The organism is Vreelandella vilamensis, assembly GCF_031451755.1.
In the GTDB taxonomy this organism is placed as follows: domain Bacteria; phylum Pseudomonadota; class Gammaproteobacteria; order Pseudomonadales; family Halomonadaceae; genus Vreelandella; species Vreelandella vilamensis.
Map to the genome: position 1 here is coordinate 34,322 of NZ_JARWAN010000026.1, position 15,354 is coordinate 49,675.

The window sequence follows — 15,354 nt, forward strand, 5'->3', positions numbered from 1 at the left end:
TACCCCCAATATCAAAGAAGGTATGGGGTTGTTTGAGCGTTACCTGTCGGTCTGGGTAGCACTTGCAATTGTAATAGGTATTGCCGTGGGTCAGTTCGCGCCCGTGGTGCCCGATGTGCTGTCGCGTTTTGAATACGCGCAGGTGTCGATTCCGGTCGCGATCCTGATCTGGGCGATGATCTTCCCGATGATGGTACAGGTGGATTTTGATTCTATCGCGGGTGTACGCCGCCAACCCAAGGGGTTGGTCATTACCACGACGGTTAACTGGCTGATCAAGCCCTTCACCATGTTCGCCATTGCCTGGTTCTTCCTGCTGGTAGTCTTCGAGCCGCTGATCGAGGCGGGCTTGGCGCGTGAGTATCTGGCCGGCGCTATTCTGCTGGGGGCAGCGCCCTGTACCGCCATGGTGTTCGTTTGGAGTTACCTCACGCGTGGTGACGCCGCCTACACCCTGGTGCAGGTATCGCTCAATGACCTCATCATGCTGTTCGCGTTTGCGCCCATTGTCATGTTTCTACTGGGCCTGTCGGATATGACCGTTCCCTGGGCGACGATCGCGCTGTCGGTCTTTCTCTACATCGTGATTCCTCTGGTGGCTGGGTATGCCACGCGCCGCTACGTGATTGCCAATAAGGGCATCGACTATTTCGACAACGTCTTCATGAAGCGTCTAGGCCCGGTGACACCCGTTGGTCTGATCCTGACGCTCGTGCTGCTGTTCGCGTTCCAGGGCGAGGTGATCCTTCAGAACCCGCTGCACATCGCACTGATTGCGGTGCCGCTTATTCTCCAGACTTTCCTTATCTTCGCGATTGCCTACGGCTGGGCCAAGGCCTGGAAGGTGCCCCATAGCGTGGCGGCCCCGGGGGCCATGGTCGGCGCCAGTAACTTCTTTGAGTTGGCCGTGGCGGCGGCTATTTCGCTGTTCGGGATTCATTCCGGTGCGGCATTGGCCACCGTGGTCGGCGTATTGGTCGAGGTACCATTGATGCTGGGGCTGGTCTGGATTGCTAACCAGACCCGCCAGTATTTCCCGGAAGAGCAGGTAAGTAGTTGATGACCGGGCTCGACATCGAGATAACACCGCAGGCCAGGGACTGGGTTGCCCGGCAGGGTGGCGTCATGATGATTCGCGCGTCCACCCGTAACGGCTGCTGCGGGGGTTCTACCTCCGTACCGGTAGCAGACCTGGGCGAACCGGAGGACCTCGCGGGATATGTTTCAGAGATGAAAGAGGGCATCCGCGTTTATGTGGCGGAGGATCTACGGGTTGAGCATCCGCTGAAGGTGCGGCTGGAAAGATTCCTGGGGTTCCGGCGGCTTTTTGTTGACGGTGTTGAACTGGCATCGGGGACACAACGGAAAAGGGGTGAGTGATGTTTAAGCATGCGTTGATTGGAATTGATTTTTCACCCGCCTGGCCCTGTGTGCGCAGGCGAGTTGAAGCATTGCGGAATTGGGGGCTGGAAAGTGCGACGTTGGTGTACGTGCTCAGCAGCCGGTATCCGGCAGTGCCCGAGGAAAGCCATAGTGCCTACTACGAGCAGCGCCTGACCGAGGAGGCCGACCAACTCGCGTCATTGGGGCTCAGTGTGGATTGGCAGATCCGAACTGGCGAACCTGGAGCCGAGCTGGTTGCGGCCGTTGGCGATACTGGCGCTGATCTGTTGCTGATGGGCAGTCGGGGCCACAGTCGTTTCCATGAGTTTTTCTTGGGCAGTACCGCGTTGGATGTCGCGCGACTGGCCCAGTTGCCGTTGTGGCTGGAGCCCGTGGGAGAGCAGTGTTTGGCAGCAGATAAAACCATCCTTCTGGCCACGGATGGCTCCACGGCGGTGAAAGCGGCGGAAACGCTTTTCGCCTACCTGGCCAAGCAGGCGCAGAGAGCGCTGGCAGTAACGGTGCTTGAAGACCCCGAGAGTGAGGACAAAGCCGTTACGGAGGCCAGGGCGCATCTCGCGGCGCTTTCTGACGGGATGCCATCGCTTGAGACCCGGATCGTGGCGGGCGACCCACGTCACGCGCTGCTTGAGACGGCCAATGCGGAAGATGTGGACCTCCTGGTAATTGGCAAGCGGGGGCGCAATCCCCTGCAGCAGCTGCTGATGGGGAGTGTCGCCGAGGCGGCCTGCCGTGGGTTGGATATGCCAGTGTTGCTGGTGTCGGGAGAGGGCAGTTAAAACCAAAGACGCTGATGGTCTCTGAAACGATAGATGAACAATGTTGTAAGTGGCGTGACGACAACGATTTTATTGTAGAAAAAAACAGAGACCTTTCTTGGTACCGATGATATTAAAAGAGGCTACAGCAATGACCACAGTCACCGTTTATGACCCACCCATGTGCTGCTCAACCGGCGTTTGCGGCACCGACGTCGAGCAACAGCTGGTAACGTTTGCCGCCGATCTGGACTGGCTGAAGAACCAGGGCGTCACCGTGCGGCGTGTTAACCTTAGCCAAGAGCCCACCGAGTTCACGACGAACGAGGAAGTAAACGCATTGATGCAGGCTTCGGGCGGCGATGATCTGCCGGCCATCCTGATTGACGGCAAGATGGTTTCCAAAGCGCGCTACCCCACACGCAAGGAGCTGGCTGCCTGGAACAATCTGCCCTTTGAGGCTCAGGATACCGCCGCACCAGTCTCGCCCTGCGGCTCATCAAACACGAAAAGCTCTTGCTGCTAAGGATAACCTGAATGTTTGAAAACCTGCCGAAATTCGTATTTTTTACCGGCAAAGGCGGCGTGGGTAAAACGTCTCTGGCTTGCGCAACCTCCGTTAATCTTGCGGATGCGGGGCAGAAAGTGTTGCTGGTAAGCACCGATCCGGCGTCCAACGTGGGCCAGGTATTCGACACACGCATTGGCAATCACATTAAACCAATTGCCAATGTGCCCGGGCTCGAAGCGCTGGAAATCGACCCCGAAGCGGCCGCGGAAGACTATCGTGAGAAAATCCTTGGCCCGATACGGGCCAGTCTGCCGGAGAAAGCCGTAGCGAGCATCCAGGAACAGTTGTCGGGTGCCTGCACCACCGAGATTGCCGCATTTGATGAGTTCACCGCGCTGCTCACGGATGAGGCACTTACCGGGCGCTACGACCATATTATTTTCGACACCGCGCCCACCGGCCACACCATCCGGTTGCTCAAGTTACCGGGTGCCTGGAGCGGATTTCTGGAAACCGGCGGCGATGCCTCCTGCCTTGGCCCACTGGCCGGACTGGACAAGCAGCGTGAGCGCTACGCCGCCGCCGTCCAAAGTCTTTCTGACGAGGCTCTGACCCGCCTGGTTTTGGTGGCTCGGCCCCGGACAAGCTCAATGGTGGAAGCCGCGCGAACCCACCGGGAGCTGGCCGATATCGGCATACGCAATCAGCATCTCGCCATTAACGGCATGATGCCTGCTGAAGCCTCGGACGATGCCCTGGCCACCAGCATGATCGAGCGTGAGCGCACCGCCGTGGAAGACGCCGACTCAGAGCTCGCGGGTTTACCGCAGAGTCACTTTTACCTGCGCCCGGAAAATCTGGTGGGGCTGGATGCCCTGCGGCGGATGAATCAGCCGGTGGAAACCCTGCGCTCCGAAACGCCCCGGCGGGCTCTGGTCGATCTGCCACCCCTGTCCCGCCTGGTTGACGACATTGAGGCCGACGGTAAAGGCCTGGTGATGACCATGGGCAAGGGCGGCGTGGGCAAAACCACCATTGCAGCGGCCGTTGCCGTGGAACTGGCCGCCCGTGGCCACGAGGTATTGCTGACCACCACCGACCCGGCGGCCCACCTGACGGAAACCCTTGCGGGTGATGTCGACAACCTGACCGTCAGCCGCATTGACCCCGAGGTGGAAACCCAGGTTTACCGCGACCACATCATGGCAACCCGCGGTGCCAGCTTGGACGCCGAGGGCCGCAAGATGCTGGAGGAAGATTTGCGTTCCCCTTGCACCGAGGAAATCGCGGTGTTCCAGGCCTTCTCCAAAACCATACGGGAAGCCGGGCGTAAATTTGTGATCATGGATACCGCTCCCACCGGGCATACACTGTTGCTGCTGGATGCCACCGGCTCATACCACCGGGACATCATGCGTCATGCCGGGGAAACCAGTGCCCACATGGTGACACCGATGATGCGCCTGCAGGACCCGGCACAAACCAAAGTGCTGATCGTGACCCTGCCGGAAGCCACACCGGTGCTGGAAGCCGCTCGCCTGCAGGACGACCTGAAAAGAGCGGAAATCACACCCTATGCCTGGGTGGTCAACGCCAGCCTGGCGGCCACTGAGACCAGTCACCCACTGCTGGTGGCCCGGGCCGCAACCGAAGCACCGGAAATAGCCCGGGTCGAAGAAACCCTGAGTGCCCGCTATTCGGTGGTTCCGATGCTGGCGGACGACCCGGTCGGGGCCGAAAAGCTGCGTGCGCTGGTCGGACGCTCGAAGGAACGGGCATGAGGACTGCGGCGATGGACATGCCTGAAACGCCCCTTGTCAGTGGCGACTGGCTGGCCGCACGGCTTGATGCCCCGGGGCTGGTGATCGTCGATGCCCGCAAGGGTGACGGTTATGCGGAGGCGCACATCCCGGGCGCGCGGCAACTCATGCTCAATCCGCTTTTGCACCAACCCGGCCGGGTGATATACCCCGAGGATTTCGCGGCGGAAATGGTACGGCTGGGTATCGGGCCAGACACGCTGGTGGTGGCTTATGACGACGGTAACAACCTGTTCGGCGTGCGCCTGTGGTGGGTTCTGCGCTACTACGGCCACGACAACGCTGTTGTTCTGGATGGCGGTTGGGAAAACTGGATATTGGCAGGGCTGCCCAGGACCGACGAAGCCCCGTTGGCCCCGGAACCGGGGGCGTTCAAGGCATGCCCAAGCCCAGAGTACCTTGCCGAGACAGCGGATGTGCGCGCCGCGATGGACGACCCGGATCGGCAGATCCTCGACGTGCGCGGGGATGCCGAGTGGCTGCGTGCCACACCGACCGAGGCCTCCCTGGCCGGGCACATTCCTGGCGCGCGGCACATGGTCTGGACCGACTGCCTCGATCCCGCCACCCGCCGCTTCCGGCCCGCGGATGAGTTGCGCGCGCACTTCACGGCGCTTGGGTTACGGCCGGAGGCTGAAATCATTACCTATTGCCAGGGCGGCATTCGCGCCGCGCATACTGTTCTGGCGCTAACCCTCGCGGGCTTTGCCCGTGTGCAAAACTACGAGGGATCCTGGGCCGAATGGAGCCGGGCGCAGATGCCTGCAACCGTCGAACGCGACCTCACGATCCCCGAACAGGACTAAAGGAAATACGCATTTTTATGACCCGAATTTTGTTTTTGTGTGTCTCCAACTCAGCCCGTAGCCAAATGGCCGAGGGCCTGGCAAGACACCTGTTAGGCGAAAACGCCGAGGTGATGAGCGCAGGCTCCCAACCATCGCAGGTTAATCTGCACGCTATCGCGGCCATGGCGGAAATCGGTATCGATATCAGCCAGCAGCAGAGTCAATCGGTGGACACCATCGACCCAGCCGCCATCGACATGGTGGTCACCCTGTGCGCCGAAGAAGTCTGCCCGATTCTGCCGGGCAAAGTGAAACGCCTGCACTGGCCAATCAGCGATCCGGCCAGTGGCACTGGCGACCGGAGCAGTGAAGAAAACCTCGAACAATTCCGCATCGCCCGGGATCAGATCAAAGCCCGCATCGCCGTGTTGTCAGGCTTGCTCGACATACCGCCAAGCCCTTCGGCAGAAGAGTTTCATGGTAGCATTCGCGTCCAGGATCTGCCGGGCAGTGTGCGCTTTTACGCCTGGCTGCTGAACACCTGGCCGAAGGAATGGACCCATCGCTATGCGACCTTTATTTGCAATGACCTGAACCTCAATTTTGTTCTGGTGGTTTCAGATGGCAAGGAGCTGCACCACGACACCCTTTACCACCTGGGTATCGGTGTTGCCGACCGGGGCGCGGTGATTGCGGCCTATCACCAGGCCGTCGCCTTTGGCGCGCCCATTGAAAAGCCGCCGCGTACCACCTGGAAGGGCACGCCCCTGCATGAGCTGTGGCTGACCGACCCCGATGGCACGCTGATTGAAATCTACGCACGCCTGACCAACGCTGAGTTGGCGCACAAACCCGCTGACGAATTACCGGAGTTTCTGGTACCAAACACCGGCCCCGATGCGGTCTGATGTGCAAATCGTTGAATTTCGTGGCGGTATGGCCCCATTGAAAAAACAGGAAAGCGGCGTAGTCTGCAATCTTCGCCATGGCGAAGATGACGGCCACACCAGGCTGAGCGGTGAGCGCTTTTACCGAATGTGGCATTGTGATTTACGTTCCTATGCCATACCTTTTCGTGCTCGTGATATTCCACTTCGGCAATGGGTGTTGGCGAAGGATGGTGTGCAGGGGTATCCAAGAGTGACCTGAATCAGCCTAAGCCGGTCACGCTCCACCGACGGTAGTGTAACGAAAGGTTAGCATATTGTCTGAGGTTAGTTGGCCACGACAGCATGGCTTCATAAAGTCGTTAAGAAGGGCACTTAATAGTGCTTAAAAAAGATAAAAGGATAATCCTGATGAGTCTAAAACTAATGAGCCTAAAACACTATACCGTTGCCGGCCTGTTTGTACTGGGCACGGTCTTTCCCGTAATTTCGGCCGCTGCGGATGCCGAAGCTGGCGAAGCCAAGTCAGCGGTCTGTGCAGCCTGTCACGGTGAAAACGGCATTGCCCAGATACAGGGCTATCCGAACCTGGCGGGTCAAAATGAGCAATATCTGGTGTCGGCGCTGAAAGCCTATAAGAACAAGCAGCGTAGCGGTGGCCAGGCATTGACCATGCAGGGTCAAGCGACGGCGCTGAGCGCCGACGATATTGCCAACCTGGCAGCTTTTTATGCCAGCCTGCCGGCAGGTGGCGAATGATCAGGCTTTAGGCGTCCTTAACGGAACGCCTGTAAGGGGTATAAATGCACCCAAAAGAAAAAATCTGGAGAGTGTAATGAAACTTTCAAGAAGACAGTTCCTCGCCTTTACCGGCACGACCGCAGCCGGTTCAGCTGCTCTGGGCGGCAGTCTACTGTTGAACCCGGCCCATGCCGCTGAGGGCAGCGAGCAGCCCGGCAAGGTAAATCTGGACTACCCCACGACTGCCGTCAGCAAAGCGGGTGATTTGAAGGTCGGACAGCCAGTGTCGTTTACCTATCCGGACGCTTCGTCACCATGCACTCTGGTGAAAACCGGTCGCAAAACCCAGGGTGGCATAGGCCCGGATGGCGATATTGTTGCCTACAGCATTCTGTGCACCCACATGGGCTGCCCGGTGAACTATTCCAGTGAGGAGCGCACCTTCAAGTGTCCCTGCCACTTCAGCGTGTTTGATTCCGAGCTGAATGGCCAGATGGTATCTGGCCAGGCGACGGAAAACCTGCCCCGTATTCTTCTAAGCTACAAAGATTCCGATGATTCCATCACGGCAGTTGGTGTAGAAGGTCTTATCTACGGCCGCCAGGCCAACATTTTGCCAAGCGCCTGAGGAGAGATCCATCATGTTTGAACACAAGAAGGGGCGGATTGCATTACCCCCGGCCAACGCCCAGAAAACCCAAACCTGCTGCCATTTCTGCATCGTCGGCTGCGGTTATCATGTATACAAATGGCCCGCTGAACAGGAAGGCGGGCTAGCGCCTAACCAGAATGCCCTCGGCCTGGATTTCCGCAAACAGGTTCCGCCCTTGCAAGTCACCATGACCCAGACGATGACCAATGTCATTCAGGACGATGATGGCAGTTACCAGCGGATCATGATCCTGCCGGACAAGGACTGCAAAGTGAACAGCGGCCTGTCCTCCACTCGTGGTGGCCAGATGGCGTCCATCATGTACTCGCCACAGACACCGGTCGGCAGTAAGCGGGTAAAATACCCGAGGGTTCTCGCCGGCGACGAATGGCGGGATACCAGCTGGGAAGAGGCCATGGCCCTCTACAGCCACCTGACCAAGCTGGTGTTGGATGATGCCGGCCCAGACCAGCTGATGTTCAACCTGTTTGATCACGGCGGCGCTGGCGGAGGCTTCGAGAATACCTGGGGCACCGGCAAGCTGATCTTCACCGGGTTGGGCACAAAGATGGTTCGCCAACATAACCGCCCGGCTTACAATTCCGAATGCCACGCCACCCGTGATATGGGCATCTATGAGCTGAATAACAGCTACGAAGACGCCCAGATGGCCGATTGCATCTTCACCGTTGGCGCCAACGCCTACGAGACTCAGACCAATTATTTCCTGAACCACTGGCTTCCTGGTCTCACCGGCCAGTCCGTGGACAGAAAGCGGGAAGTCTACGACGACGGCGAAACCATCCAGCCAACCCGGATTATTCTGATCGACCCCCGCAGGGCTCTCACAGTGGCCCTTCTTGAGGAGGCAATCGATAACGAAAACATCTTGTTCCTGGATATCGAGCCGGGCACCGATACCGCCCTGTTCAACGGTCTGCTGACCTACGTGGTTGACCAGGGCTGGCAGGATGACGAATTTATCAAGGAGTACACAACCGGCTTCGAGGATGCCGTAAAAGCCAACCGCATGAGCCTTGATGAAACCAGTCGGATCACAGGGATCAGCAAGGACAAGATCATCCAGGCGGCGGAATGGGCCTACAAGCCAAAAGAATCAGGCCACCTTCCCAGAACGATGCACGGTTACGAAAAAGGCATTATCTGGGGCAACGATAACTATCGCATCCAATCGGCGCTAGTGGATCTGGTGCTGGCCACCCACAACGTGGGCCGCCGGGGTACCGGCGTCGTCCGTATGGGCGGTCACCAGGAGGGCTACTGTCGGCCTCCGTTCCCGGGTGGTCGTCCGGCGCCCTACGTGGACCAGGAGATCCTTCAGGGCAATGGCCAGATGCTGACCTCCTGGGCCTGCAATTCCTTCCAGACCACCCTTAATGCCGAGCAGTACCGCAATGAAGTCCTGCGCCGCAGTGCTATCGTCAAGCAGGCCCTGCGCAAGGTTCGCGGTGCCGGGCCGGAGGAAAAGGCGAAGGTCATTCATAAGGCGGTCAAGGAAGACGGCGGCCTGTTTGTAACGGTTATCGACCTCTATGCCACCAAGTTTGCTGAGGCCGCGCACATGGTGCTGCCTGCCGCACATACCGGCGAAATGAACCTGACCTCCATGAATGGCGAGCGGCGCTTGCGTCTATCGGAGAAATTCATGGACCCTCCAGGCACCGCCAAGCCGGACTGCCTGATTGCCGCCGACATGGCCAATGCCCTGCGCAAGCTTTATGAAGCAGAGGGCAATACCGACATGGCCAAGCGCTTTGAAGGTTTCGACTGGAAAACCGAGGAAGACGCCTACAACGACGGTTTCCGTCGTGCCGGTCAGCCCGAGGCACCGATTATTCATAGCCAAGGTGGTGCTACAGGGCATCTGGCCACCTATGATCGACTACGCGCTGCGGGCAACAACGGCGTTCAGCTACCGATTAAAGAGTACAAAAACAGCGAGTTGATCGGTACGGAGATGATGTATACCGACAACAAATTCGATACCGATGATGGCAAAGCGCATTTCCTGCCAGCGCCCTGGAACGGTTTTCCAGAGATGGTCGATGATCAACGCAAGAAGTATCGATTCTGGATCAACAATGGACGTACCAACCAGATCTGGCAAAGTGCTTACCATGATCAGCACGTTGAATTCCGACGCGGCCGCTATCCCATGTCCCCGCTGGAAATCAACCCGGAAGATGCAAAGGATCTTGGCATTGAATCCGGCGACCTGTTGGAGCTATTCAATGACTATGGCGCCACTACGGCTGTAGCGTACCTGGAGCCAGACATCAAGCAGGGCCAAGTGTTCATGATGGCCATGTATTTCAACTCCGTCATGGGCGATTTGGTCACTCCTTGGACCGACCGGAACCATATCCCTTACTACAAGGGAGCCTGGGCAGATATTCGCCGAATCGGCCAGATTGATGACTATGCTGACAAAGTGAGTTTCAAACGTCGAAGATACGTCTAGTCTAGAGTTGGGCGCCCGATGGAAAAGGCGCCCGTTCTCTGGTCTTACTGGCAATTGTTATTTACGTTAACTTCGCCAAAAAGACACTTCAGTGACAATCGTTTTCGGAAAAGGCACGGTCATGAACGATCCAGATTCGAGCAGTACCCCTAAGACCGACAATCCGGATGAAAACAGACCTGAAACTCCGCAAATCAGCAGTAAAGAACAGGTTATTGTGGTTGGTGGCTTTAACCTTATTCAGAAGCTGCTATTGATTGTGACGGGGTTTCTGACGCTGGGCGCGGCCGGGGTGGAAATTCTGAATGTCTACGAAAAAGGGGAGATTGAACTTGCCGATATTCTGTTGTTGTTTCTCTATACCGAGGTGGTTGCTATGGTGGCAGTGTCCTACACCGGACAGGGCTCAGTGTTTGTCTATCCGATTTTTATCGCGATTACGGCACTGGCGCGACTGATCGTGCTGCAGGGCAAGGACATGAATCCACAGAACATTTTGTTCGAGGCCGGAGCTATTGTGCTGCTGGCGATCGGCGCTATGATCATTTTGCGTTTTCCCCGATCTTAACAGTCAATTGAGCCGCCGAACTCTGAGACAACAAAGCATGATGCAAAATCAAAGGTCAGAGCCGGGATCGGACCCGCCGGAATAGGCCGCATAGGGTAAACACAAAGGCGTCCCCCTGCGCGGGTCTAAAATGACGTCCGACTCGACCCCGAAGACCTGGCGCAGCATCTGTCTGGGCTCGCCGGCCAAAATGTCCGCCACGCTGATACCCACGAAATCCTCTATATTGGCACTAACCTGACGAATCCGCCCCATGTCGGCATCCAGACTCACCAAGCAGCCCATCGGCTGGATGGCACCGGGTACGTGCACCGGTTCATGGGCACAGGCTTCCAGGGCCGCTTCTATCTCCGCCTCGGAATAGAGGGGTTTATGTCCCAAAGGTGATAATCTGCCCTTGGTCAAGATGGGTATGTAAACTAGCAAAAGTCATATTGGCCTTCTCAACCATCCTCTTAATGTCATCCTGATAATGGCACGCCAAATCCCTGCCGAACCAATAACGAAAAGCTATCTACCAAGCAAGTTGGAGCCTAGAAAAAAATAAGGCAGCATTCGTCATTTCTATCCCATATGTCTAAAAATAGGTTCTTGGGCGACAACATACCCTTTGCACTGCGTCCTTTGCGTTTGGCCAGTTTGGCGCGAAACGCAATGATGCTCACTTTGATAATCTCCCCAACCGACTTTTATCGAACGCTGGTATGAGTAAGGTATTCAGAATCGAGCTGGCGTTGCGCACATGTGAGGCACGTATTGTTTTCTACTATTTGCTAGCTGTTTCTCGCTGCGGTATTAGCACCCATTCATTCGTTAACCAACAGTAACACGAAATATCGATAGCAATTTCATCGGCGTTTGTTGGCTACAGCGTCTTCAGTTGTTTTGCCGCACGCTTCGACATCTGATCTTAGGAGTTCATTCTGCTCTTTGAGGAGGGCAAGGATTTGCTCGTTCTGCTCCTGCAGTCTTGGCAAGACAGATGTAATTACCTTTGGCGGTGAGTTATCCGGCATCGCCTTCATCATTCGTTCCATCATCTTGCGTCGCATAGTGAATAAGTTGATACGTCGTCGCCCACCCTCTTTCAAAAAGTAGCTGCCAGCGACTAATGTAGCGCTAGCGAGCACACCTATCATTACATATCTCTTCATAGCCACCTCCTATCTGTTGAGGCCTGCAACGTACAAAAGCTGACTGGTTCGGCAATTTTTTCGAGATCCCCAAGTATCATCACCACACTGTAGCAAAATCAATTTGTGACACAGTAGAACTAGAATCTGGGTGCCGTCCATGCCATACCTATACTGCTGTTGTGGAGGCTATATTCTGGCTCACTTCAGATGACGCATTCCACACCTAACGACGAAGAGCCTCTCATATTTTTCAACAGCCAAGCTAGATTATGGCGCTTCTCATTCCCCCACTGCCAAGCTCGTTGGAGCCTAACACGGATCTCCCTGACATCTCTGAGCCGCAGAGGTTTTTTGGCCTACCAACTTGCCTTTGTTCCAGGGTTTCCTGTGAGCCATCAGCAATACGCTTATGTCTCTCCCTCCTAAAGCGTTTCTTTAGGATGGTTCAAAATGAGCAGTTTTCCCCGAAAATTTCGTTCTAAAATGTCGGCTAACGTAAGTCGCTGAATTCTATATACGCAGGTGCTAAAAGGCCGCTTTTGGCCGATTTTGCCACTAGCGACCCAAAGCGGCCATTTCGAGCGGGGATGCAGTCGGCGAGCGAATTTTGGCTATACGACCTAATGGAAGTTAATAGCACAAAGGATCATAGGTTTGGGAGAATCTGGCAGGCTGCATTTGCCGGAAAAAGTGCCAGCACGTTTATTTAATCATAGGGCGCGGCGTCAATACGCTAAGACTTTACTTGGTGGGGCGAGCCAATAACGCGCCCCCCCGCTCCTGATGGAGCGAGGGGTAATGGTAATGAAAGCGGGGGTTAGTCGCGATCAATTTCCGTCACTTGATCGCTGCCTTGACGCAGGCTGATCTCAAGTTCCTGGCCGTCACCATCGCGTCCTTCAATCTCAATCATGCCGCTTTCGTCAATTTCGATCTCCTCAAACTTGGTCATACCTTCCGTCTTGGCGACCTCAAACGCTTGGCGAACCTCGTCTGCGCTCATGCCCCAGGCTCCCGTGATCAACCGCTCGCGCTTTTCCCGGAGGGTTTCACCGCTCTCCAAGGAAAAGCGCGTTTCTGCAAACCACTCGTCGTCTAGCCAACCTTCGACTTCAATACGGCCTCGGCTTTTCGTTTCAATTTCTTCAAAATGGGTGAAACCGTAGGTCTCCGCGTGGGTTAGCACGTCGTCAAGGCGTTCTAACGGTTGATTGTCTGCTTGAGCGGCACCTGCCGCTGAGGCCAGTAGTAAGGCGGAAGCAGGAATGAGCCACATTTTTTTCGTCATCTTCATCATAGACTCCTGTAAAAAGTTACCGATTGACTCACCTATCGCTAAGGCAACAATAGCGAGGCGATGAGCATGTTATAACCCCTATGAGCTTTCCCTAAGCTGACACTGTCGTTCATGTAACGTTCATGTGGCATTTGGCATTCTAGGCGTATGCAAAAAGCGCAACGATTTTTCCGTTTTGGCCTGTTGCTCGTCATGGTGATGGGGCTTTCTGCCACCCAAGCCGACGATAACGCGCCCTGGCAATCGCTTCACGGCGAGGTACGCCGTGGGGAAGTGGTGCCTTTGGAATCGATTTTAGACTGGCTGGCGGCGCACTATGTGGGGGAGGTGTTGGAAGTCGAGGTTGAGCGCGATGGCGGTTATGTTGAATATAAAATCAAAATGCTGGGAGAGCAGGGGCAGCTCGTGGTGTTTGAATTCGATGGCCACACCGGGCAACTCATGGAAATGGAAGGCGTGGGGATTAAGGCAATGCAACGGAAGTCGGAATGAAATGTTTACTCGTTGAAGATGATCGGGCGTTGGCTGATGCGCTGGTCAATGCGCTAGGTGACGGCGATTGGTTGGTCGAACAAGCGTTAACCGGTCAGGAAGCGGATTTTTTGGTGCGAACGGAAGCTTATGACGCACTGATTTTGGATGTGGGCTTGCCCGACGGTGATGGCACACGCTGGCTTGCGGCCTGGCGGGATGATGGCATTGACTTGCCGGTGTTGATTCTCACTGCTCGTGAGCGCTGGGCCGATAAAGCCGCCGGATTTTCTGCCGGGGCAGACGACTATGTCACCAAACCGTTTGAAGCGGCGGAGGTGCTTTTTCGCCTGCATGCATTGGTACGTCGTAGCCATGGCCACGCTCATCCGATCATCAAGGTAGGTGAACTTAGCTTGGATACCCACACCCAGCATGTCACGCTCGCCGGACGCCCTATCGGATTAACCGCGCAGGAAACCCGGCTACTGAGTTATTTGATGCATGCCGCGCCGAGAGTGGTCGGCCGTACGGAGCTTTCCGAACACGTTTACGACCGTGACCATGAACCCGATTCCAATGTGATAGACGTGCAAGTGAGTCGCTTGCGCCGCAAGCTGGGGGCTTGGCGTATTGTGACGCGGCGTGGTCAGGGATATCACCTAGTGGCGGATGCGTCGAATCCCTCATGACACAATTTAGCGTATGGCGAAAACGCTGGGCAACGCGCGCCATTGCCACCCGTTTGCTGCTCGCCGCCGTGCTGATAATTGGCTTGGCGCTACCGCTGGCGGGAGGGGTGCTCTCGTTGCACTATCGCGACGCCGCCACACGCGCGTTCGAGGAGCGCTTGCAGGCCATTTTGAACGTGGTGATTGCCGGGGTAGCGTACGACCGGGTCAGTGATGAATTGCGCATCGACAGTGTGCTAGGAGATTCCCGTTTTAAGCAGGTGTTTTCTGGCTGGTATTGGCAGATTCGCCATGAGGCAGGGCAAACGCTGACATCTCGCTCGCTGTGGGATCAACGTTTGCCCGTGCATGAGGACGATGGGCTAGCGGTACACACATTGGACGGGCCTCGTGGACAGTCGTTACGCATGGTGGAGCGTGATATTCGATTGGCCGCGCTGGATGCCCCGCTGCACGTCAGTGTGGCGGGAGAGGAGAGTGCCTTGGACGCCGATATTCATGCATTTCAGCGTCTGCTCTGGGGTGGGCTTTTCGTACTCGGTGTATTGCTGTTGGGGGTGTTAGCCCTACAGATCCGTTGGGGGTTGGCGCCGCTTCGACGGCTGCGCTCGCGCTTGGATGCGATTGAACAAGGTGAGGCTCAAACACTGCCCACTGACTTTCCCGAGGAGTTACGTACGTTGGCCACCGGCATGAACGCCGTATTGGCGCGTGATCAGCGGTTGATTGAGCGCGGTCGGCACGCAGCGGGGAACTTAGCGCACGCGCTAAAAACACCGCTTAGCGTCATGCGCCTCAATGTTCACCAGCTGCCGACACAGATGCGCCCCACCTGGGAGGCCGAGCTGAATCGCCTCGATAACGCCGTGCGCCACCACTTGGCGCGCGCTTCCGCCGTGGGAGAAGGCGCGCGGATGGCACCTATCGGACTCGAAGCCACGCTATCGCCGCTATTGGCTGGGTTGAGCCGCTTAGCGCAGCGCCGTGGCTTGGTGTTAGAGGTCGACTGGGGGCCATCACCTCGTGTGCACGTCGATGTACAGGACATTCAGGAACTCGTGGGGAACCTGCTCGACAATGCCTTACGCTGGGCGCAGCACACCGTGAAATTGAGGGTCGCGCAAGACGGTGACCGATTGAGCCTCAC

The 15,354-nt window shown here is 56.6% G+C and carries 17 protein-coding genes; 14 read left to right on the forward strand and 3 right to left on the reverse strand.

What is annotated here, in order from left to right; all coding sequences use genetic code 11:
- The first annotated feature begins 22 nt into the window (after nucleotides 1-22).
- The 11 genes from arsB to QC823_RS13940 all read left to right on the forward strand — a co-directional run bounded on the left by arsB (nucleotide 23) and on the right by QC823_RS13940 (nucleotide 10,611).
- Nucleotides 23-1,060: an ACR3 family arsenite efflux transporter gene (gene arsB / locus QC823_RS13890; protein ID WP_309656963.1), complete on the forward strand. Its 1,038-nt coding sequence runs from the start codon at nucleotides 23-25 to the stop codon at nucleotides 1,058-1,060.
- Entirely contained in the window at nucleotides 1,060-1,380 is a 321-nt protein-coding gene (locus QC823_RS13895) for a CC/Se motif family (seleno)protein (RefSeq protein WP_309656944.1), read from the forward strand. The genes arsB and QC823_RS13895 overlap by 1 nt, the downstream gene beginning before the upstream one ends.
- Complete coding sequence (locus QC823_RS13900) at nucleotides 1,380-2,183, forward strand: universal stress protein (RefSeq protein WP_309656945.1); 804 nt, start codon at nucleotides 1,380-1,382, stop codon at nucleotides 2,181-2,183. The genes QC823_RS13895 and QC823_RS13900 overlap by 1 nt, the downstream gene beginning before the upstream one ends.
- A 130-nt stretch (nucleotides 2,184-2,313) precedes the next feature.
- Nucleotides 2,314-2,688, forward strand: a complete 375-nt coding sequence (gene arsD / locus QC823_RS13905; protein ID WP_309656946.1) for an arsenite efflux transporter metallochaperone ArsD — start codon at nucleotides 2,314-2,316, stop codon at nucleotides 2,686-2,688.
- Nucleotides 2,689-2,699: 11 nt separating this feature from the next.
- On the forward strand, nucleotides 2,700-4,454 hold the full coding sequence (arsA, locus tag QC823_RS13910) for an arsenical pump-driving ATPase (protein ID WP_309656947.1): 1,755 nt from the start codon (nucleotides 2,700-2,702) through the stop codon (nucleotides 4,452-4,454).
- A gap of 11 nt (nucleotides 4,455-4,465) precedes the next feature.
- Entirely contained in the window at nucleotides 4,466-5,299 is an 834-nt protein-coding gene (locus QC823_RS13915) for a sulfurtransferase (protein ID WP_309656948.1), read from the forward strand.
- Between the two features lie 17 nt (nucleotides 5,300-5,316).
- Nucleotides 5,317-6,189, forward strand: a complete 873-nt coding sequence (locus QC823_RS13920) for a VOC family protein (protein ID WP_309656949.1) — start codon at nucleotides 5,317-5,319, stop codon at nucleotides 6,187-6,189.
- 390 nt (nucleotides 6,190-6,579) lie between these two features.
- Nucleotides 6,580-6,927: a c-type cytochrome gene (locus QC823_RS13925; protein ID WP_309656950.1), complete on the forward strand. Its 348-nt coding sequence runs from the start codon at nucleotides 6,580-6,582 to the stop codon at nucleotides 6,925-6,927.
- A gap of 76 nt (nucleotides 6,928-7,003) precedes the next feature.
- Nucleotides 7,004-7,537 (forward strand): arsenate reductase (azurin) small subunit, encoded by a 534-nt coding sequence (locus QC823_RS13930; protein WP_309656951.1) that lies wholly within the window; start codon nucleotides 7,004-7,006, stop codon nucleotides 7,535-7,537.
- Nucleotides 7,538-7,550: 13 nt separating this feature from the next.
- On the forward strand, nucleotides 7,551-10,043 hold the full coding sequence (locus tag QC823_RS13935) for an arsenate reductase (azurin) large subunit (RefSeq protein ID WP_309656952.1): 2,493 nt from the start codon (nucleotides 7,551-7,553) through the stop codon (nucleotides 10,041-10,043).
- Between the two features lie 121 nt (nucleotides 10,044-10,164).
- Nucleotides 10,165-10,611 (forward strand): phosphate-starvation-inducible protein PsiE, encoded by a 447-nt coding sequence (locus QC823_RS13940; protein ID WP_309656953.1) that lies wholly within the window; start codon nucleotides 10,165-10,167, stop codon nucleotides 10,609-10,611.
- 48 nt (nucleotides 10,612-10,659) lie between these two features.
- Here QC823_RS13940 and QC823_RS13945 read toward each other — a convergent pair whose 3' ends face one another.
- The 3 genes from QC823_RS13945 to QC823_RS13955 form a co-directional block, all read right to left on the reverse strand.
- Nucleotides 10,660-10,992 carry a hypothetical protein gene (locus tag QC823_RS13945; RefSeq protein WP_309656954.1) on the reverse strand — a complete coding sequence of 111 codons (333 nt, stop codon included), beginning with the start codon at nucleotides 10,990-10,992 and terminating at the stop codon, nucleotides 10,660-10,662.
- A 467-nt stretch (nucleotides 10,993-11,459) separates the two neighbouring features.
- Nucleotides 11,460-11,765, reverse strand: a complete 306-nt coding sequence (locus QC823_RS13950; protein WP_309656955.1) for a hypothetical protein — start codon at nucleotides 11,763-11,765, stop codon at nucleotides 11,460-11,462.
- 799 nt (nucleotides 11,766-12,564) lie between these two features.
- On the reverse strand, nucleotides 12,565-13,041 hold the full coding sequence (locus QC823_RS13955) for a PepSY domain-containing protein (protein WP_309656956.1): 477 nt from the start codon (nucleotides 13,039-13,041) through the stop codon (nucleotides 12,565-12,567).
- 150 nt (nucleotides 13,042-13,191) lie between these two features.
- Between QC823_RS13955 and QC823_RS13960 the strand changes: the two genes are divergently transcribed.
- The 3 genes from QC823_RS13960 to QC823_RS13970 form a co-directional block, all read left to right on the forward strand.
- The gene (locus QC823_RS13960; protein ID WP_309656957.1) at nucleotides 13,192-13,536 is read left to right on the forward strand and encodes a PepSY domain-containing protein; all 345 of its coding nucleotides are present in this window, start codon (nucleotides 13,192-13,194) and stop codon (nucleotides 13,534-13,536) included.
- Entirely contained in the window at nucleotides 13,533-14,207 is a 675-nt protein-coding gene (locus QC823_RS13965; RefSeq protein ID WP_309656958.1) for a response regulator transcription factor, read from the forward strand. The genes QC823_RS13960 and QC823_RS13965 overlap by 4 nt, the downstream gene beginning before the upstream one ends.
- The coding region (locus QC823_RS13970; RefSeq protein WP_309656959.1) for a sensor histidine kinase at nucleotides 14,204-15,354 on the forward strand (1,151 nt) is incomplete at its 3' end. The genes QC823_RS13965 and QC823_RS13970, both read left to right, overlap by 4 nt.